Source organism: Streptomyces sp. NPDC002092 (assembly GCF_053593775.1).
The window spans coordinates 128476-146607 of record NZ_JBSFDG010000001.1; the positions used below are offsets into that span (position 1 = coordinate 128476).

An 18132-nucleotide genomic window follows, 5' to 3' on the forward strand; every position below is an offset into this window, starting at 1 on the left:
TGCCCGGTGAGCGGCCGCCCGCCTACCGTGCCGTTCGTGGCAGCGAACAACGCGATCATCAACTCCGGTCTCGGCCGGGGCTGCACGCATTCCGTCCGGATGCGTCGTGGCCCCGGAGCCCTGACCGGCCCGGGGAGCCCCACCCGCTGATTCCACGCGGTGCGATCCGCCCCCGTCTTTCTCATCTTTTCTCTTCTTGCCTTCCGGTCAGGGCCTTCGGCTGCCCGTTCCCCTTTCCCGGAAGACAAGGACCGCAGGCCATGGCCCGCCCCATTCCCGTTTCCCGCGCGCTCTCGCAGAACTTTCTCGCCGACCGCGCCACTGCCGAACACATCGCCCGGCTCGCCGTCCCGCGCGGATGGCACACCCCCCTGCTGCTCGAAGTGGGCGCGGGCAAAGGCGCGTTGACCGAACGGCTCGCCCCGCGCTGCCGTGAGCTGCGCGCGTACGAGATCGACCGACGGCTCGTCCCCGTGCTGCGCACCCGGTTCTCCGGCACGGCCCAGGTGCGGGTGATCGGCGGTGACTTCCTCGCCGCACGGCCCCCGGGCACCCCCTTCTCCGTCGCCGGAAACGTGCCCTTCTCCCGCACCGCGGCCATCGTCGAGTGGTGCCTGAGGGCCCCCGCCCTCACCGATGCCACCCTGCTCACCCAGCTGGAGTACGCCCGCAAACGCACCGGCGACTACGGGAGTTGGACCCTGCTCACCGTCCGCAGCTGGCCCCGCCACGAGTGGCGGCTGGTCGGCCGCGTGGCCAGGACACGGTTCCGGCCCGTGCCCCGCGTCGACGCCGGGATCGTACGCATCGAACGGCGCCGCACCCCACTGCTCGAACCCGCCGCGTACGACAGCTGGCGCTGCCTCGTCGAGCTGGGTTTCTCGGGCGTCGGCGGCTCGCTGCACGCCTCGCTGCGGCGCGCCCACCCGAGGCGCCGCGTGGACGCCGCCTTCCGGGCGGCGGGCCTGGACCCTCAGGTGCTGGTCGGGGAGGTGGCACCCGGGCGGTGGCTGAGGCTGCACGAGGTGCTGGCCGAGTGACCCTCGAAATGATTGGACGAGACGTATCGTCTCGCCTACCTTCGACGACATGCCTACCCCGATCCCCGCACCCCGTCCCGCCCACATCGCGATGTTCTCCGTCGCCGCTCACGGCCATGTGAATCCCAGCATCGAGGTGATCCGCGAGCTGGTCGCCCGGGGCCACCGGGTCACCTATGCCATCCCGCCGGCGTTCGCGGAGAAGGTCGCCGGGACCGGCGCCGAGCCGAAGCCGTGGAAGTCCACGCTGCCGGGCCCCGACGCGGACCCGGCAGCGTGGGGGAGTGAACTGCTGGACCACGTCGAGCTGTTCCTCGCAGACGCGATCCAGGCGCTGCCGCAGCTGGCCGAGGCGTACGACGGGGACGTACCGGACCTCGTGCTGCACGACATCACGGCGTACCCGGCCCGCGTCCTCGCCCACCGCTGGGGCATCCCCGCGATCTCGCTCTCGCCGAACCTCGTCGCCTGGGAGGGATACGAGGAGGAGGTCGCCGAGCCGATGTGGGCGGAGCCGAAGCGGACCGAGCGCGGCCGGGCGTACTACGCGCGCTTCCGGGCCTGGCTGGAGGAGAACGGAATCACGCAGCACCCGGACGACTTCGTGGGCCGCCCCGACCGCTCGCTCGTCCTGATCCCCAAGGCCCTTCAGCCCCATGCCGACCGGGTCGACGAGACCGTGTACACCTTCGTCGGCGCCTGCCAGGGCGACCGCGAGGCGGAGGGCGACTGGCAGCGGCCGGCCGGAGCCGAGAAGGTGGTGCTGGTGTCGCTGGGCTCGACCTTCACCGACCGGCCCGGTTTCTACCGGGAGTGTGTCGAGGCGTTCGGCGGCCTGCCCGGCTGGCACCTCGTCCTGCAGATCGGCAGGCGGGTGGACCCGTCGCTGCTCGGGGAGGTACCGGCGAACGTGGAAGTACGGTCCTGGGCCCCGCAGTTGGCGGTACTCCGGCAGGCCGACCTGTTCGTCACGCACGCCGGGGCGGGCGGCAGCCAGGAGGGTCTGGCCACCGCCACACCGATGATCGCCGTACCGCAGGCCGTCGACCAGTTCGGCAACGCGGACATGCTCCAGGCCCTGGGAGTCGCCCGCCACGTGCCCACCGCGGAGGCCACCGCACAGACCCTGCGCAGGACCGCCCTCGCCCTCGTCGACGACCCCGAGGTCGCCCGCCGCCTCAAGGAGATCCAGGCCGGCATGGCGAAGGAAGGGGGCACTCGGCGGGCGGCCGACCTGATCGAGGCCGAACTGCCCGCGGGGCTCCGGTAGTTCGGGCATCGCGAGGGCCCGCCGGCTCCCCTGTGGCCGGCGGGCCCTCGGTCGGTGAGGGGTCAACCTCTCTGAGGGTTCAGCCCCATCAGACGCCCAGTCGCTCACCCTCGTCGCGCCGCACCGGGTGCCTGATGACCTCGGCCGACTCGTCGTGCGTGAGGTCGGGCAGCCGGTTCAGCCACTTCGGCAGATACCAGTTGCGCTCGCCCAGCAGCGCCATCACCGCCGGGAGGAGCACACCCCGGATGATCGTCGCGTCGATGAGCACCGCGGCCGCGAGGCCGACACCCATCTGCTTCATGGACTGCATGGAGAGCGTCCCGAAGATCGCGAACACGGCGACCATGATGACTGCGGCGCTGGTGACGACACCTGCCGTGGTGACCACACCGTGCTGGATCGCGTCCCTCGTCGTGCGCCCCCGCATCCGCGCCTCGCGGATCCGCGAGACCACGAACACGTGGTAGTCCATGCTCAGCCCGAACAGGATCACGAACAGGAACAGCGGCAGCCAGGTGATGATCGCGCCGACGCCCTGCGCGCCCACCAGCGAGGCGCCCCAGCCGTGCTGGAAGACGGCGACGAGGATGCCGTAGGCCGCGCCCACCGACAGCAGGTTGAGCAGGATCGACGTGATCGCGACCGTCAGCGAGCGGAACGACAGCAGCATCAGCACGAAGGCGAAGACCACGACGAACGCGAAGACCGGGACGACGGCGCCGCCGAGCTGGGCGTTGAAGTCGTGCGAGCCGGCCACCTGTCCGGTGATCGGCGCCTGCACGCCGTCCAGCTTGCCGAGGGTGGCCGGCCGTACCTCGTCCCGCAGCTTCTCCAGGCTGGCGCCCGCCTTGTCCAGGTCGGAGCCGCCGACCAGCGGGACGTACACGTAGGCGATGTTCTGCGCGTCGTGCAGCTTGATCTCGACCGGGCCGCGCGAGGCACCCGAACTGATCGCCCGCGCCTTGAAGTCGGCGAGCGCGGACTTCACCTCCGGCGCGTTGATGTCCTTGGCCTTGACGACGACCTCGGCCGGCTCGGAGCCGCCCGGGAAGGCGTCGTTGACCCGGTTGTACGTCTGCACGATCGGCAGCGAGTCGCCGAACTCCTGGTCCAGCGTGAGGTTCTGGGTCTTCATGCCGAGTGCCGGAGCCGCGACGGCCAGCAGTGCACCTGCCGCGACCAGTACGGACACGAGCGGCTTGGCGAGCACACCGCGCAGCACCGCGGTCCAGAACCGGCTCTCACCGCCCGTGCGGGCGGCCCGGCGCTCCATCGCCTTGCGCAGGAAGGGAATCCGCCCCTTCTCGACCCGCTCGCCCAGCAGCGAGAGCAGCGCCGGCAGCACCGTCACCGAGCCGACCATGGCGACCGCCACGACCATCAGGGAGGCCAGACCCATCCCCTGGAACGTGACGAGCCCGGTGAACAGCATGCCCGCCATTGCCACGCACACGGTGATGCCGGAGACGACGATCGCCCGGCCGCTGGTGGCGGCCGCGATCCGCAGGGCGGTCTGCGCGTCCCTCCCGGCGGCGCGCTCCTCGCGCTCACGGCGCAGATAGAACAGGCAGTAGTCGACGCCGACCGCCAGGCCGACCAGCAGCATCACGGAGTTGGCGGTGTCGCTCATCGGCATCACATGGCTGACGACGCCCATCAGACCCATCGTCGCCATGATCGCGGTGATCGCCAGCGCCACCGGCAGCAGCGCGGCCACCAGCGCGCCGAAGGCGATGAGCAGAATGCCGAGAGCCACCGGCACCGCGGACAGCTCGGCCTTCTTGAAGTCGTCGCCGAAAGCGTCCTTGAACGTCTTGTTCATGCTGGCGCTGCCGATCTCCTCGATCCGCAGCGTCTGGTGCTCCTTCTGCGCCCCCGCGACGGCCTTCAGCACCGGTTCCACGCGCTCGTACGCGGTCTCGGCGTCGCCGCGCATGTCGAACTGCACCAGCGCGCTGCGCCCGTCCCTGGAGATCGTGTGCGTGACGTACGGCGACTTCACGTCAGTGACCTTGCCGGTCCCGTCGACCGCCGTCACGACCGCGTCGACCGCGGACTTGAACTCGGCGTCCGCCGCCTTGAGGTTCCCGCCCTTCGCCTGGATCAGAACCGTCTCGGCGGCCGGTTCCTTGATCCCCGCATCCTCGATGATCTTGGCGGCGGTGTGTGTCTCGCCCTTGAGCTGTTCGCTCTCCTTGACGTCGACCCGGCCGGCGGCCGAACCGAGCCCTATCGCCAGGACGACGAACAGTACCCAGATGCCGACGGCAGCCCATCGGTGCCGGGCGCTCCAGCCGCCGGCCCGGGCGGCTATGCCCCGCACCCGCGAATCTCCGTTCCCCATGACGGGCTTGCCCCCTCGTATGCGGTGACGGCCCCCTGCCGCCACCTTTGCTTCGAAGGTATGGGCCGGATAAGAGCGTCTCGTCGTGCTGCCCGGTGAAGTGCGGCGGGCGCGGGTCCTCCCCTCGGACGCCGGTGTCTCACCACTGGGGAGGATTTCGGCCCCTTACATCTATCGGGACTTCTCGGGGATGAAGATCGGGGTGTCCGGTCCGTCGACATCGCCCTCTTTGTTATTGCGAAACCTTGTTCAACAAGTAACAGGTGCGTGTATCGGTTGAACCGGACCCCCGGGTTCGGACAGAGTTTCGGGCAGTCCGCCCGCGCGGACGTGGCGGCCGTCGCGCCCACCCCCACGGGGCACGACGGCCGCTTTATGGTGTGGCCATGACGACGACGTATGCGGCGCTGCTGCGCGGGATCAACGTGGGCGGCAAGAAGAAACTCCCGATGGCCGAACTGCGGCAGCTGATGGACGGCCTCGGCTACGACGGCGTCCGCACCCATCTGCAGAGCGGCCAGGCCGTCTTCGCGTCCGGCCACGGCGACGAGGAGTCCCTGGCCGCCGAACTCGCGCAGGCCATCCAGAAGCACTTCGGTTTCGCGGTCGACGTGATCGTGCGCGACCACGCCTACCTCAAGGCGATCGCCGATGCCTGCCCGTTCCCGGCCGCCGAACTGGAGGCCAAGCAGCTCCACGTCACCTACTTCTCCGGCCCGGTGGACGCCGAACGGTTCGCGGAGATCGACCGGGAGGCCTACCTCCCCGAGGAGTTCCGGCTCGGCGACCGCGCCCTGTACCTGTACGCGCCGGACGGCCTCGGCCGCTCCCAGCTCGCCGCCCACCTCGCCAAACCCCGTATCAACAAAGGCCTCATCGCCACCAGCCGCAACTGGAACACCGTCGTGAAACTGGTGGAGCTCACGGGAGAGTGACCGGGCGGAAACCCGGCTCTTCATGGCAGGTACACACGACTGTGCGAGGCTCGTCCCATGCGTTACATCATCATCGGAGCGGGAGCCGTCGGCGGCTCGATCGGCGGGCGTCTCGCGGGTGCGGGGCACGAGGTGGTCCTGGTCGCGCGCGGCGCGCACCACGCGGCGCTGCGGGAGGGCGGGCTGCGCCTGAAGGTGCCCGACGGCGAGTACACCCACCGGCTGCCGACCGTCGAAGGGCCGGGCGAACTGGGCGAGTTGAGGGCCGAGGACGTGCTCGTCCTCGCGGTGAAGACGCAGGACACCGTGACCGCGCTGCAGGCCTGGGGCCTGGCGCCGGTCGCGGGCGGCGGCACGGCGGCCGAGCGGCTGCCGTTGTTCTGCGCGCAGAACGGAGTGGAGGGCCAGCGGCTCGCCCTGAGGGTCTTCCGGAAGGTGTACGGCGTCTGCGTCTGGCTGCCGTCGACGTTCGTCGAACCGGGCGTCGTCTCCGCCCCATGCGCCCCGCTGACCGGCATCCTGCACCTGGGCCGCCATCCGCACGGCATCGACGAGACGCTACGGCTGGTCGCCGCCGACCTGGAGAAGTCCCGTTTCGAGGCACCGGTCGTGCCGGACGTGGCGCGCTGGCAGTACGCCAAGCTCCTGTCCAACCTGGGCAACGCGCTGGAGGCGGTCGCCGGGCCGATCTCCGATGACGAGGCCGTAACGCTGTACAAGCGCGTGCGCGCCGAGGGCGAGGCCGTGCTCGACGCCGCCGGGATCGCGTACGCGAGCGCCGAGGAGCAGAAGGCGGCACGCGGCCACAAGGTGGACCTGGTCCCCCTCGACGGCGCCCCGCGCGGCGGCGGCTCCTCCTGGCAGTCGCTCACCCGGGGCACCGGCACCATCGAGGCCGACCACCTCAACGGCGAGATCGCGCTGCTCGGTCGCCTGCACGGCGTACCGACTCCGCTGAACGAGCTGTTGCAGCGCCTCGCCAACACCTTCGCGCGCGAGCGCCGGGCCCCCGGATCCATGCCGGTCGAGGACCTCGTCCGCCTCGCCGACGAGGCTGTCGCGTTTGTTCAAGAGCCCTGAGCGGCCTCCTCATAACGTGGAGTGCATGACGTACGACGACGACCCGAAGCACCTGCACACGTTCATGGCCGAGTGTGCCGCCGAGGCGGCGCGTGTTGCGCGCGGCGTCCCGGCGGACCGGCTCGGCGAGGCCACTCACTGCACCGACTGGGACGTCCGAGCCCTGGTCAACCACTGGGTCCTCTACACCTCGCACGGCCTGGAACACCGCGCCCTGCGCAAGCAGCTCCCCGAGGAGCTGACCGCCCGCGACTTCACCGCCGACCCCGACTGGCCCGCGGCCTACGCCGCCCAGCTGGACCGCGCCGTCGCGGCCTGGGCCGACCCGGCGGTGTGGGAGGGCGAGATCGACCTCGGCATGGCCAAGATGCCCGCCGCCGAGATCGCCTCGATGGTCATCAAGGAGATGGCGGTGCACGGCTGGGACGTCGCCACCGCCACCGGCCAGCAGTTCCACGTCTCGGACGACGCGGCCCGCTTCATCCTCGGCGTGGTCGAGAAGCACGCCGAGCTCTACCGGCAGTACGACGGCTTCGCCGACCCGGTGCCGGTGCCGGACGGCGCCCCGGTGTTCGAGCGGGCGCTCGCCGCCAGTGGACGGGACCCCAAAATGGGTCAGTGAAAAAGCCCTGGATTGGGCCGGGACACTGCACCACCTGACCACTACCGTCGACCCCATGACGAACACCTCGCCGACCCGGGTCGACTTCTGGTTCGACCCCGCCTGCCCCTTCGCCTGGATCACCTCCCGCTGGCTCCTGGAGGTCGAGCGCGAACGCCCGCTCGATCTCCGGTTCCATGCGATGAGCCTCTACCTGCACAACATCGGCAATGAACTCCCCGACTGGTACCGGGAGTTGGTCGACAAGTCGATCGGCCCGGTACGGGTCGCGGTGGCCGCGGCCGAGCGGCACGGCGAGAAGGTGCTGAGGGACCTGTACACGGCGTTCGGCACCCGGATCCACGAACGCAAGGACGAGGACTTCGACGCCGTGATCACCGACTCCCTCGCCGAACTCGGCCTCCCCGCGGATCTCGCGACCGCCGCCCACGACCCGTCGTACGACGAGGCCGTACGCCGCAGCCACGAGACGGGCGTCGAACCGGAATCGGGCGGCTATGTGGGCACGCCCACCATTCACGTCGACGGAACGGTGTGGTTCGGACCCGTGCTGAGGGCGATCCCGCGGGGCACGCGAGCGGCCGAACTCTTCGACAGCTTCCGGGTGCTGGCGACCGACCCCGAATTCTTCGAACTGAAGCGCACCCGCACCGGCGGGCTGTCCTTCGACTAGGACCCGTCGCCCCTCAGGCGCTCGCCCGCACCGGCAGCAGCGCCCCGGCGGACGCCTCGTCGTACCTGCGCAGCAGCACCCGTGCCACTTCCGGTGCCGCGCCCAGCACATCGGCGAGGACATCCGCCTGTCCGGCGCCCCGCGCGATGCGGTCCGGCAGGAAACCGGGTGCCAGGACGTACGGCGCCACGGCCACCCGCCTGCAGCCCAGCGCCCGCAGTTCCCGCACCGCGTCCTCGGTGCGCGGAAGAGACGCGGAGGCGAACGCAGGCCGCACGGCGCACCAACCGGTGTGCCGCCACTCCCGCGCGATTTCTGCGATCACTGCGATCGCCTCCGGGTCGGTGGACCCCGCCGAGGCCAGCACGACCCCGGTCGAGGACTTGTCGGCGGGGCTCAGGCCCGCCTCGTACAGCCGCCGTTCCAGCGCGGACAGCAGCAGCGGCGACGGGCCGAGGACGTCCGCCTGCCGGATCCGCAGCTGCGGCGGCGCGTCCCGCAGGACCGCCGGGATGTCCGCCTTCGCGTGGAACGCGCGGGTCAGCAGCAGCGGGAGGGCCACGACATCGCGGACGCCCTCCGCCGCCAGGGACTCCAGCACGCCCTGCACCGAGGGGACGTTGAAGTCCAGGAAGCCCGTCTCCACCCGAACGCCCGGGCGCAGCGAGCGCACCCGGCGTACGAGATCGTGCACCGTCGCGGCGTGCCGCGGGTCGCGGCTGCCGTGGGCGATGACGAGGAGGACGGGCTTCGAAGGATGCATCGGACTCAGCTCTTCACCAGCAGACCGCGGCTGCGCAGCACCCACCGCTCCAGCGGGCTGAAGATCAGCAGGTCGATGGCTATGCCGACGAAGAGGATGAGCAGGATGGCCTCGAACACCATGGCCATGTCGAGGGCGTTGCGGCCGTTCTCCAGCAGCTGACCCAGGCCGACACCCAGATCAGGGAAGGACGCGATGATCTCGGCGGCCATGAGCGAGCGCCACGAGAACGCCCAGCCCTGCTTCATCCCCGCCACATAACCGGGCAGCGCCGCCGGCAGGGTGACGTGCCAGATGCCCTTCAGCCCGGAAGCGCCCATCGTGCGGCCCGCGCGCAGGAACAGCGGCGGCACCTGGTCGACGCCGGACACGAGGCCGTTGGCGATGGACGGGACCGCGCCGAGCAGGATCACCGCGTACATCATCGAGTTGTTCAGGCCCAGCCAGATCACGGCCGGCGGCACCCACGCAACCGAAGGCAGCGACTGCAGGCCGGACAGGATCGGGCCGATGGCCGCGCGCACGAACTTCACCCGCGCCACCAGCAGACCGAGCGGGGTGCCGATGAGCAGCGCGAAGAAGAAGCCGAGCAGACCGCGCGAGACGCTGGTCCAGATGTAGCCGAGCAGCTCGCCCTTCAGCCAGGCGTCCTTGAATGCGCTCCCCACGGCGCCCGGCGAGGGCAACTTGGTCGGGTCGTCGACGATCGGGTAGAGGAGGAACCAGGCGGCGAGGACCACGGCCAGTGCGGTGATCGGTGGCAGGATCTTGTTCGTGAAGGTCTGCCCGAGGGTCGGGCGGCCGGTGGCCGTGGTCTCCAGAGCGTCCAGGCCCGCCTCGACGCTCCCGGCGTCCTGGACCGGTGTCGTCTCAGTGCTGGCCATGACGGCGGATCTCCCCACGCAGTACATCGGTGATCTCAAGGGACAGTTCGGCCACAGGGGCGTCCTCGATACGGCGCGGCTGCGGGATGTCGACCGCCCACTCGCGCGCGATCCGCCCCGGGCGGGACGACAGCAGGACGACGCGCTGGGCGAGCCGTACCGCCTCGCGCACGTTGTGCGTGACGAAGAGGACGGACAGGCCAGTCTCCGCCCAGATGCGGGTCAGCTCGTCGTGCAGCACGTCGCGTGTGATGGCGTCGAGCGCCGAGAACGGCTCGTCCATCAGCAGGAGGTTGCTCTCCTGGGCGAGCGCGCGGGCCAGCGCCGCGCGCTGGCGCATACCGCCGGACAGTTCGTGGACGCGCTTGCCGTGCGCGCCCTTCAGCCGGACCAGTTCGAGCAGTTCCTCGGCCCTGTCCCGGCGGTCGTTCTTGGGAACTCCCCTGAGCTTCAGGGCGAGTTCGATGTTCTTGCCCGCGGTCAGCCATGGGAAGAGGGCGTGCTCCTGGAACATCAGGGCGGGCCGCCCCTCCGTCGTTATGGAGCCCGCGGTGGGCTTGTCGAGCCCCGCCACCAGGTTCAGCAGCGTGGACTTGCCGCAGCCCGAGGCCCCCAGGAGGGTGACGAACTCACCCGGTGCGACATCGATGCTGATGTCGTCCAGGACGAGCTGCTGCCCGCCCGGACCCGCGAAGGACTTCGAGACGTGCTCAAGGCGTGCGGCGTACTCGACGGTCTCGTCGGCCTTGGCGAGGGTCGTGGTCGTGGCCATGGTCGTCACCTCCTGGGAACTCGTCGGTGCTACGTCAGCTGGTGCCGAGGCCGGCGGCGTCGACCGTGCTCTGGCCGTCGGCCTTGAGGACCTTGTTGAGGAGCGTGAGGTCGTAGATGCCCTTCAGGTCCGGCTTCTGCAGCAGACCGGCCTTGACCGCGTGCTCCGCCTCGGTGTTGAGGGTGGAGGCCAGCGGGTCGTCGGTGAACTGGATCGACTTCCACGCCGGGTCCAGGACGTTCGCGGGCAGCGCCTTGCCGGAGTCCTCCTCCAGCTGCTTGTTGGCCGCCGCCTTCGCCCTGTCCGGATTAACGTTGATCCACTTGTTGGCCTCGACGGATGCCTTCAGGACCGCCTCGACGGCCTTCGGGTGGTCCTTGAGGAAGCCGGCCCGCACGATGATGTTCGTGATCACGAACTTCTTGTCCGGCCACAGCGACGCCTCGTCGAGCAGCACCTTGCCGCCCTCGGCGACCAGCTTGGAGGCGGTCGGCTCCGGCACCCAGGCGCCATCGATGGAGCCCGACTTGTAGGCGTCCGGGGTGATCTTGTTGTCCGTACGGACGACTGTGACGTCGCCCTTGCCGCTCTGCGCGTCGACCTTCCAGCCCTGGTCGGCGGCCCAGTTGAGGAACGCCACGTCCTGAGTGTTGCCCAGCTGCGGGGTGGCGATCTTCTTGCCCTTGACGTCCTTCAGGGACTTGATCTTCTTCGGGTTGACGACCAGCTTCACACCGCCGGACGCCGAGCCGCCGATGATCTTCAGGCCCTTGCCGTCGGACTTGACGTACCCGTTGATCGACGGTGAGGGGCCGATCCAACCGATGTCGATGGAGCCCGAGTTGAGCGCCTCGATCTCGGAGGGACCGGCGTTGAAAGTGGCGTAGTCCGCCTTGGTGGCGCCCAGTTCCTTCTGGAAAAGGCCCTGCTGACGGGCGACGAGCGCGGTGCCGTGGGTCAAGTTGCCGAAGTAGCCGATCTTGACGGAGCCGAGACCGTCGATCTTCGACGATCCTGCGGCGACCTTCTCCTTGGCGTTGTCGGCCGTGGACTTGGACCCATAGCCGCAAGCGGCAAGCGTAAGAAGAGGCAGCGCGGCAATGACCGCGAAGGTGCGGCGACGAGCGGATGTAGCAGGCACGGGAGGTGTTCCTCTCGGAGGCCCGGCGGTCACGGTCTCTCAGGTCGTGGCCGGGAGGTCGGCAGGTTGCGTCTACGGCGGTGGGGGGTGAGGGCGCGCAGGCAGTGCGCGTACGTCAACGCACACATCGCGCCACTCCGCCCTGCCCGCTGCCCAGAGCGCCGCTGCCGACGCGGCCGCCCTCCTTCGCGAACGTGGAGTAGTAGTCGAGGGAGTTCATGTCAGAAGTCCCAACCGTCGTCTTCGGACTCGTCCTTGACCGGCTCCGGGGACGCGAACGACTCGCCGACCATGCCCGCGGTGAGCGTGGTGCCGTCGTTCGGGTCGATCAGGATGAACGAGCCGGTGCGGCGCGAGTCGGCGTAGGAGTCCACCGGCAGCGGTTCCGCGGTGCGGATCTTCACGCGGCCGATGTCGTTGGCGACGAGCTGTCCCGGGTGCGGGTGCAGGGACAGGTCGTCGAGGGTGAGCCGGGACGGGATGTCCTTGACGATGGCCTTGACCGTGCGGGTGCCGTGCTTGAGCAGCACCCGGTGGTTGACGGTCAGCGCCTGGTCGGCGACATGGCAGACGGTCGCCTCGATGTCCTGCGTGGTCGCCGGGGCGTCCTTGCTGGGCACGATCAGGTCGCCGCGCGAGATGTCGATGTCGTCCTCCAGGAGGATCGTCACCGACTGGGTGGTCCAGGCGACGTCGACCGGCTCGCCGAGCAGGTCGATGCCCGAGATGCGGGAGGCACGGCCCGAGGGGAGCACCGTGACGGCCTCGCCGACGCGGAAGGAGCCCGCGGCGATCTGGCCCGCGTAGCCCCGGTAGTCCGGGTGCTCGGCGGTCTGCGGACGGATCACGTACTGCACGGGCAGGCGCGCGTGGCAGTGGCTCAGGTCGTGGGTGACCGGGACCGTCTCCAGGTGCTCCAGGAAGGTCGGGCCGCCGTACCAGTCCATGTTCGCGGACGGCTCCACCACGTTGTCACCGGCCAGCGCCGAGATCGGGATCGCGGTGATCTCCGGGACGCCCAGCTCCAGCGCGTACGCCGTGAACTCCTCGGCGATCGCGGCGAAGACCGGCTCCTTGTAGTCGACCAGGTCCATCTTGTTGACGGCGAGGACGACGTGCGGGACGCGGAGCAGGGCCGCGATCGCGGCGTGCCGGCGCGTCTGCTCGACGACGCCGTTGCGGGCGTCCACCAGGATCACCGTCAGCTCGGCGGTGGAGGCACCCGTCACCATGTTGCGGGTGTACTGCACATGGCCGGGGGTGTCGGCGAGGATGAACCGGCGCCGGGGCGTGGCGAAGTAGCGGTAGGCCACGTCGATCGTGATGCCCTGCTCGCGCTCGGCGCGCAGACCGTCCGTCAGCAGCGCGAGGTCGGGGGCGTCCTGGCCACGGCTGGCGGAGGCGCGCTCGACGGCCTCCAGCTGGTCGACCAGGACCGACTTGGAGTCGTGCAGCAGCCGGCCGACGAGCGTGGACTTGCCGTCGTCGACCGAACCGGCGGTCGCGAACCGCAGAAGGGTCGTCTCGGTGAGTTCCGTGGTGGTGCTCATGCTTAGAAGTACCCCTCGCGCTTACGGTCTTCCATCGCGGCCTCGGACATCTTGTCGTCGGCGCGGGTGGCACCGCGCTCGGTGAGCCGGGAGGCGGCGATCTCCGTGATGACCTGCTCCAGCGTCACGGCGTCCGAGTCGACGGCACCCGTGCAGGACATGTCGCCGACGGTCCGGTACCGGACGAGCCGCTTCTCGACGGTCTCGCCGTCCTTGGGCCCGCCCCACTCGCCCGCGGTCAGCCACATGCCGCTGCGGGCGAACACCTCACGCTCGTGCGCGAAGTAGATCTCCGGCAGCTCGATGCCCTCGCGGGCGATGTACTGCCACACGTCCAGCTCGGTCCAGTTGGACAGCGGGAAGACGCGGACGTGCTCGCCGGGGGCGTGGCGGCCGTTGTACAGGTTCCACAGCTCGGGGCGCTGGCGGCGCGGGTCCCACTGCGAGAACTCGTCGCGCAGGGAGAACACCCGCTCCTTGGCCCGGGCCTTCTCCTCGTCGCGGCGTCCGCCGCCGAAGACCGCGTCGAACTTCTCCGCCTGGATCTTCTCCGTCAGCGGCAGCGTCTGCAGCGGGTTGCGGGTGCCGTCCGGGCGCTCCTTGAGCACCCCCCGGTCGATGTAGTCCTGCACCGACGCGACGTGCAGCCGCAGCCCGTGCTCGGCCACCGTGCGGTCGCGGTACTCCAGGACCTCGGGGAAGTTGTGCCCGGTGTCCACGTGCAGCAGCGAGAAGGGCACCGCGGCCGGCGCGAAGGCCTTCAGCGCCAGGTGCAGCATGACGATGGAGTCCTTGCCGCCGGAGAACAGGATCACCGGCCGCTCGAACTCGCCCGCCACCTCGCGGAAGATGTGCACCGCCTCGGACTCGAGGGCGTCCAGGTGGGAGAGGGTGTACGGGGCTGCCGTACCCTCCTCGACCGCAGCGACGGTCGTCGTCATGCCAGTCCCCTTTCGGTGAGCAGCGCGTGGACCGCGGACGCGGACTCCTGGACGGTCTGGTCCTGCGACTCGATGCGCAGGTCGGGAGACTCGGGCTCCTCGTACGGGTCGTCCACACCCGTCAGCCCCGTCAGCTCGCCGGCCGCCTGCTTGGCGTACAGACCCTTCACATCGCGTACGGAGCACACCTCGACCGGGGTCGCCACATGCACCTCGATGTACGCGGCCCCGCTCTCCTGGTGGCGCTTGCGCACCGCATCGCGGCTGTCGGCGTACGGCGCGATCACCGGGACGAGCGCCTTGACGCCGTTGCGGGCGAGCAGTTCGGCTAGGAAGCCGATGCGCTGCACGTTGGTGTGCCGGTCCTCGCGGCTGAAGCCGAGGCCCGCGGAGATGAACTCGCGGATCTCGTCGCCGTCGAGCACCTCGACGAGGTGGCCCTCCTCGCGCAGCCGGCCGGCCAGCTCGTACGCGATGGTGGTCTTGCCGGCACTCGGCAGACCCGTGAGCCAGACGGTGGCTCCGGTCGTCACGTTCGTCTCCTGAATGTCTGTCGTCGTCATCCGTGCAGCCCGCACTCGGTCTTGGCGCTGCCCGCCCAGCGGCCCGCGCGCGCGTCCTCGCCCTCCAGGACGCGGCGGGTGCAGGGGGCGCAGCCGACGGACGCGTAGCCGTCCATCAGCAGCGGGTTGGTCAGTACGCCGTGTTCGGCGACGTAGGCGTCCACGTCGTCCTGACTCCAGCGGGCGATCGGGGAGATCTTGACCTTCCGGCGCTTCTCGTCCCAGCCGACGACCGGGGTGTTGGCCCGGGTCGGGGACTCGTCGCGGCGCAGACCGGTCGCCCAGGCCACATAGTTCTTCAGGCCCTGTTCCAGCGGCTGGACCTTGCGCAGCTTGCAGCACAGGTCGGGGTCGCGGTCGTGCAGCTTGGGGCCGTACTCCGCGTCCTGCTCGGCGACCGTCTGGCGCGGGGTGAGCGTGATGACATTGACGTCCATCACCGCCTCCACCGCGTCCCTCGTACCGATCGTCTCGGGAAAGTGGTAACCGGTGTCGAGGAACACCACGTCAACGCCGGGCATCGCGCGCGAGGCGAGGTGCGCGACGACGGCGTCCTCCATGGACGAGGTCACGCAGAAGCGCTTGCCGAAGGTCTCGGCCGCCCACTGGAGGATCTCCAGCGCGGACGAGTCCTCCAGGTCACGGCCGGCCTGCTCGGCGAGCGCCTTCAGGTCCTCGGTCGTCCGCTCTTCCTTCACCGCGGTCATATTTCGTCTCCCCCTGCCTCGGAGTGCTGAAGACCCCGGGCGAGCAGCCCGAGGAACTTCAGCTGAAAAGCCCGGTTGCACGCGGCGCATTCCCACGCGCCATGGCCCTGCTCGGACGGACGGAGGTCCTCGTCGCCGCAGTAGGGGCAGTAGAAGGGGGCGGCTCGCTCGCTCATGAGAGGGCCTCCTCGGACGCACGGGAGGCCCAGGCGGCGAACCGCTCGCCGTCCTCGCGCTCGGCCTGGAACCGCTTGAGGACACGCTCGACGTAGTCGGGCAGCTCCTCGGACGTGACCTTCAGGCCGCGGACCTTGCGGCCGAACCCGGCCTCCAGGCCCAGCGCACCGCCGAGGTGCACCTGGTAGCCCTCGACCTGCTCGCCCTGGTCGTTGAGGACGAGCTGGCCCTTGAGACCGATGTCCGCCACCTGGATACGGGCGCAGGCGTTCGGGCAGCCGTTGAGGTTGATCGTGATGGGCTCGTCGAACTCCGGGATGCGGCGCTCCAGTTCGTCGATCAGGGACGAACCGCGCTGCTTGGTCTCGACGATGGCGAGCTTGCAGTACTCGATGCCGGTGCAGGCCATGGTGCCGCGCCGGAAGGGGGACGGCTTGGCGGTCAGGTCCAGCGCCTCCAGGGCCTCGACCAGCGGCTCGACCTGCGCCTCCTCGACATCGAGGACGATCATCTTCTGCTCGACGGTCGTGCGCACCCGGCCCGAGCCGTGGGCCTCGGCGACCTCGGCGATCTTCGTGAGCGTGGCGCCGTCGACGCGGCCGACACGCGGGGCGAAACCGACGTAGAAGCGGCCGTCCTTCTGCCGGTGCACACCGACGTGGTCGCGCCAGCGGCCCGAGGGCTCGGCGGGCGCGGGACCGTCGACCAGCTTGCGCTTGAGGTAGTCGTCCTCCAGGACCTGGCGGAACTTCTCCGGGCCCCAGTCGGCGACGAGGAACTTCAGACGGGCGCGCGTCCGCAGCCGGCGGTAACCCCAGTCGCGGAAGATGCCGACCACGCCGGCCCACACCTCGGGCACCTCGTCCAGCGGAACCCAGGCGCCGAGCCGGACGCCAAGCTTCGGGTTGGTGGACAGACCGCCGCCGACCCACAGGTCGAAGCCGGGGCCGTGCTCGGGGTGCTCGACGCCGACGAACGCGATGTCGTTGATCTCGTGCACCACGTCGAGCAGCGGAGAGCCGGAGATCGCCGTCTTGAACTTGCGGGGCAGGTTGGAGAACTCCTTGCTGCCGATGTAGCGCTCGTGGATCTCCTCGATCGCCCAGGAGCCGTCGATGATCTCGTCCTCGGCGATACCGGCGACCGGCGAGCCGATGACCACACGCGGGCAGTCGCCGCAGGCCTCGGTCGTGGACAGGCCGACGGCCTCCAGCCGGTTCCAGATCTCCGGGACGTCCTCGATGCGGATCCAGTGCAGCTGGATGTTCTGCCGGTCGGTGATGTCGGCGCTGCCGCGCGCGAACTCCTCCGAGATCTCGCCGATCACACGCAGCTGCTGGGTGGTGAGACGGCCGCCGTCGATGCGCACCCGCAGCATGAAGTACTTGTCGTCCAGCTCCTCCGGCTCCAGGATCGCGGTCTTGCCGCCGTCGATCCCGGGCTTGCGCTGGGTGTACAGACCCCACCAGCGCATCCGTCCGCGCAGGTCGTTGGGGTCGATCGAGTCGAATCCGCGCTTGGAGTAGATCGTCTCAATGCGTGTCCGCACATTGAGACCGTCGTCGTCCTTCTTGAACTGCTCGTTGCCGTTCAGCGGGGTGTGGTGCCCCGCGGCCCACTGACCCTCACCACGGTGACGGCTCGCCTTGCGGCGGGGAGTCGAAGCGGCAGGCTTCTGCGGGGTGGCGGCCATGGTGATTACGTCCTTCGGGACAGGCGGGAAGCGGCTCTGACCTGCGCGTTCGGGCGCATGGGCATACGTGCGCGTCTTTGCGCAGAATGAGAGGGATGTCTGTAGATGTCGGCTGGGCTGCGCCCGCGGCCGGAGGCCGCTGATGGGTTATGTCAGCTCGCCGGACAGATGGCGCTGGACATGCGGCCGAGGTCGACGTGCCGCCGACTCACCAAGGCAATTCCAGTTCCAGACATGACGGAAGCGTGTCATGGCAATCTGGACACAGTCCAGCTTCGTCCATGATGCGGACACCCTTGTCCCGAAGTGCGAGACAAGGGTGTCTTCGATCACATCGACTGCCGCCGGTCTTGTCGGTGCAGGTCAGGCGCGGTATGCCCCGGGCCACGGGCCCGGCGCCGCCACCTCCGCCTGCTCCTCGACCTTGGTGTCGAAGAGCTTGAAGCCCCGGCGCAGATAGTTGTCCATGGCGTGCTCCCCGTCCAGGCTGCACGTATGCAGCCAGACCCGCTTCGTCTGCGCCAGTGCGGGCCAGCGCTCCGCGAGGTCCCAGGCGCGGGCGGCACCGTACGACAGCAGGTGCCCGCCGATCCGCCGACCCCGGAAGGCGGGAATCAGACCGAAGTACACGATCTCCACGACCCCGTCGTCCTGCGGTTCCAGTTCCACGTATCCCGCGGGCGTTCCCCGGTCGTATGCGACCCATGTCTCCACGCCCGGCCGGCCCAGATGCTCCTGCCACCGCGCATACGTCCAGCCCAGCCGGTCGGTCCAGCGGATGTCACCGCCGACGGACGCATACAGGAACCGGCTGAACTCGGGCGAGGGAACCTCGGAACGAACAATCCGCACGTCCCCTTCCGGCGCGGCAGCCGGAAGCAGATCGGTCGGCGCGGTCTGCTCCAGGGACCAGGTGGTCACGGGAATGTTGGTCATGCGGGTCAGGGAACCATCCGCCGTGCAGTTGTGTCGAT

The 18132-nt window shown here is 69.7% G+C and carries 18 protein-coding genes and 1 pseudogene; 6 read left to right on the forward strand and 13 right to left on the reverse strand.

The genetic code is table 11. The annotated features are described in order from the left end of the window. The first annotated feature begins 260 nt into the window (after positions 1-260). Both erm and mgt read left to right on the forward strand, forming a co-directional pair. Positions 261-1040, forward strand: a complete 780-nt coding sequence (gene erm, locus ACWCRD_RS00565) for an ErmE/ErmH/ErmO/ErmR family 23S rRNA (adenine(2058)-N(6))-methyltransferase (RefSeq protein WP_450963764.1) — start codon at positions 261-263, stop codon at positions 1038-1040. A 12-nt stretch (positions 1041-1052) separates the two neighbouring features. Then, positions 1053-2310 (forward strand): annotated as a pseudogene (gene mgt / locus ACWCRD_RS00570) (macrolide-inactivating glycosyltransferase). Between the two features lie 88 nt (positions 2311-2398). On the opposite strand, the gene ACWCRD_RS00575 reads toward mgt, so the two are convergent. Next, positions 2399-4657, reverse strand: coding sequence for an MMPL family transporter (locus tag ACWCRD_RS00575; protein WP_450963765.1), 2259 nt, complete (start codon positions 4655-4657; stop codon positions 2399-2401). Between the two features lie 386 nt (positions 4658-5043). Between ACWCRD_RS00575 and ACWCRD_RS00580 the strand changes: the two genes are divergently transcribed. From ACWCRD_RS00580 to ACWCRD_RS00595, 4 genes are read left to right on the forward strand one after another with little or no spacing between them, the layout of a single operon-like run. Beyond that, entirely contained in the window at positions 5044-5592 is a 549-nt protein-coding gene (locus ACWCRD_RS00580; protein WP_450963766.1) for a DUF1697 domain-containing protein, read from the forward strand. A 57-nt stretch (positions 5593-5649) separates the two neighbouring features. Continuing rightward, positions 5650-6672: a ketopantoate reductase family protein gene (locus ACWCRD_RS00585; RefSeq protein WP_450963767.1), complete on the forward strand. Its 1023-nt coding sequence runs from the start codon at positions 5650-5652 to the stop codon at positions 6670-6672. Between the two features lie 25 nt (positions 6673-6697). Next, positions 6698-7294 (forward strand): TIGR03086 family metal-binding protein, encoded by a 597-nt coding sequence (locus ACWCRD_RS00590; protein WP_450963768.1) that lies wholly within the window; start codon positions 6698-6700, stop codon positions 7292-7294. A gap of 55 nt (positions 7295-7349) precedes the next feature. Further along, on the forward strand, positions 7350-7967 hold the full coding sequence (locus tag ACWCRD_RS00595) for a mycothiol-dependent nitroreductase Rv2466c family protein (RefSeq protein ID WP_450963769.1): 618 nt from the start codon (positions 7350-7352) through the stop codon (positions 7965-7967). A gap of 13 nt (positions 7968-7980) precedes the next feature. Here the strand turns inward: ACWCRD_RS00595 and ACWCRD_RS00600 are convergent, their stop codons facing one another. The 12 genes from ACWCRD_RS00600 to ACWCRD_RS00655 form a co-directional block, all read right to left on the reverse strand. Further along, the gene (locus ACWCRD_RS00600; protein WP_450963770.1) at positions 7981-8730 is read right to left on the reverse strand and encodes a sirohydrochlorin chelatase; all 750 of its coding nucleotides are present in this window, start codon (positions 8728-8730) and stop codon (positions 7981-7983) included. Between the two features lie 5 nt (positions 8731-8735). Further along, positions 8736-9614, reverse strand: a complete 879-nt coding sequence (locus tag ACWCRD_RS00605) for an ABC transporter permease (protein WP_450963771.1) — start codon at positions 9612-9614, stop codon at positions 8736-8738. Then, positions 9601-10386, reverse strand: a complete 786-nt coding sequence (locus tag ACWCRD_RS00610) for an ABC transporter ATP-binding protein (protein ID WP_450963772.1) — start codon at positions 10384-10386, stop codon at positions 9601-9603. Before ACWCRD_RS00610 ends, ACWCRD_RS00605 begins: the two co-directional genes overlap by 14 nt. Positions 10387-10420: 34 nt before the next feature. Beyond that, positions 10421-11527 (reverse strand): aliphatic sulfonate ABC transporter substrate-binding protein, encoded by a 1107-nt coding sequence (locus ACWCRD_RS00615; RefSeq protein ID WP_450963773.1) that lies wholly within the window; start codon positions 11525-11527, stop codon positions 10421-10423. 221 nt (positions 11528-11748) lie between these two features. Continuing rightward, positions 11749-13077, reverse strand: coding sequence for a sulfate adenylyltransferase subunit 1 (locus ACWCRD_RS00620; protein WP_450963774.1), 1329 nt, complete (start codon positions 13075-13077; stop codon positions 11749-11751). Positions 13078-13079: 2 nt separating this feature from the next. Further along, positions 13080-14018: a sulfate adenylyltransferase subunit CysD gene (cysD, locus tag ACWCRD_RS00625; protein ID WP_450963775.1), complete on the reverse strand. Its 939-nt coding sequence runs from the start codon at positions 14016-14018 to the stop codon at positions 13080-13082. Next, on the reverse strand, positions 14015-14581 hold the full coding sequence (gene cysC, locus ACWCRD_RS00630; protein WP_450963776.1) for an adenylyl-sulfate kinase: 567 nt from the start codon (positions 14579-14581) through the stop codon (positions 14015-14017). The genes cysD and cysC overlap by 4 nt, the downstream gene beginning before the upstream one ends. Next, a complete protein-coding gene (locus ACWCRD_RS00635) occupies positions 14578-15288 on the reverse strand; it encodes a phosphoadenylyl-sulfate reductase (protein WP_450963777.1) in 711 nt (236 codons plus the stop codon). The genes cysC and ACWCRD_RS00635 overlap by 4 nt, the downstream gene beginning before the upstream one ends. After that, complete coding sequence (locus tag ACWCRD_RS00640) at positions 15285-15464, reverse strand: hypothetical protein (RefSeq protein ID WP_030940226.1); 180 nt, start codon at positions 15462-15464, stop codon at positions 15285-15287. Before ACWCRD_RS00640 ends, ACWCRD_RS00635 begins: the two co-directional genes overlap by 4 nt. Beyond that, complete coding sequence (locus tag ACWCRD_RS00645) at positions 15461-17158, reverse strand: nitrite/sulfite reductase (protein ID WP_450963778.1); 1698 nt, start codon at positions 17156-17158, stop codon at positions 15461-15463. Before ACWCRD_RS00645 ends, ACWCRD_RS00640 begins: the two co-directional genes overlap by 4 nt. 152 nt (positions 17159-17310) lie before the next feature. Then, positions 17311-17394, reverse strand: coding sequence for a putative leader peptide (locus tag ACWCRD_RS00650; RefSeq protein WP_309486338.1), 84 nt, complete (start codon positions 17392-17394; stop codon positions 17311-17313). 127 nt (positions 17395-17521) lie between these two features. Next, positions 17522-18094 (reverse strand): GNAT family N-acetyltransferase, encoded by a 573-nt coding sequence (locus tag ACWCRD_RS00655; protein ID WP_450963779.1) that lies wholly within the window; start codon positions 18092-18094, stop codon positions 17522-17524. Positions 18095-18132: the final 38 nt, after the last annotated feature.

Excerpts from the sequence above, each read along its gene's own strand:
- erm (WP_450963764.1), top strand. The coding sequence starts at position 261 with ATGGCCCGCCCCATTCCCGTTTCCCGCGCGCTCTCGCAGAACTTTCTC.
- ACWCRD_RS00575 (WP_450963765.1), bottom strand. The coding sequence starts at position 4,657 with ATGGGGAACGGAGATTCGCGGGTGCGGGGCATAGCCGCCCGGGCCGGC.
- ACWCRD_RS00580 (WP_450963766.1), top strand. The coding sequence starts at position 5,044 with ATGACGACGACGTATGCGGCGCTGCTGCGCGGGATCAACGTGGGCGGC.
- ACWCRD_RS00585 (WP_450963767.1), top strand. The coding sequence starts at position 5,650 with ATGCGTTACATCATCATCGGAGCGGGAGCCGTCGGCGGCTCGATCGGC.
- ACWCRD_RS00590 (WP_450963768.1), top strand. The coding sequence starts at position 6,698 with ATGACGTACGACGACGACCCGAAGCACCTGCACACGTTCATGGCCGAG.
- ACWCRD_RS00595 (WP_450963769.1), top strand. The coding sequence starts at position 7,350 with ATGACGAACACCTCGCCGACCCGGGTCGACTTCTGGTTCGACCCCGCC.
- ACWCRD_RS00600 (WP_450963770.1), bottom strand. The coding sequence starts at position 8,730 with ATGCATCCTTCGAAGCCCGTCCTCCTCGTCATCGCCCACGGCAGCCGC.
- ACWCRD_RS00605 (WP_450963771.1), bottom strand. The coding sequence starts at position 9,614 with ATGGCCAGCACTGAGACGACACCGGTCCAGGACGCCGGGAGCGTCGAG.
- ACWCRD_RS00610 (WP_450963772.1), bottom strand. The coding sequence starts at position 10,386 with ATGGCCACGACCACGACCCTCGCCAAGGCCGACGAGACCGTCGAGTAC.
- ACWCRD_RS00620 (WP_450963774.1), bottom strand. The coding sequence starts at position 13,077 with ATGAGCACCACCACGGAACTCACCGAGACGACCCTTCTGCGGTTCGCG.
- cysD (WP_450963775.1), bottom strand. The coding sequence starts at position 14,018 with ATGACGACGACCGTCGCTGCGGTCGAGGAGGGTACGGCAGCCCCGTAC.
- cysC (WP_450963776.1), bottom strand. The coding sequence starts at position 14,581 with ATGACGACGACAGACATTCAGGAGACGAACGTGACGACCGGAGCCACC.
- ACWCRD_RS00635 (WP_450963777.1), bottom strand. The coding sequence starts at position 15,288 with ATGACCGCGGTGAAGGAAGAGCGGACGACCGAGGACCTGAAGGCGCTC.
- ACWCRD_RS00640 (WP_030940226.1), bottom strand. The coding sequence starts at position 15,464 with ATGAGCGAGCGAGCCGCCCCCTTCTACTGCCCCTACTGCGGCGACGAG.
- ACWCRD_RS00645 (WP_450963778.1), bottom strand. The coding sequence starts at position 17,158 with ATGGCCGCCACCCCGCAGAAGCCTGCCGCTTCGACTCCCCGCCGCAAG.
- ACWCRD_RS00650 (WP_309486338.1), bottom strand. The coding sequence starts at position 17,394 with ATGTCTGGAACTGGAATTGCCTTGGTGAGTCGGCGGCACGTCGACCTC.
- ACWCRD_RS00655 (WP_450963779.1), bottom strand. The coding sequence starts at position 18,094 with ATGACCAACATTCCCGTGACCACCTGGTCCCTGGAGCAGACCGCGCCG.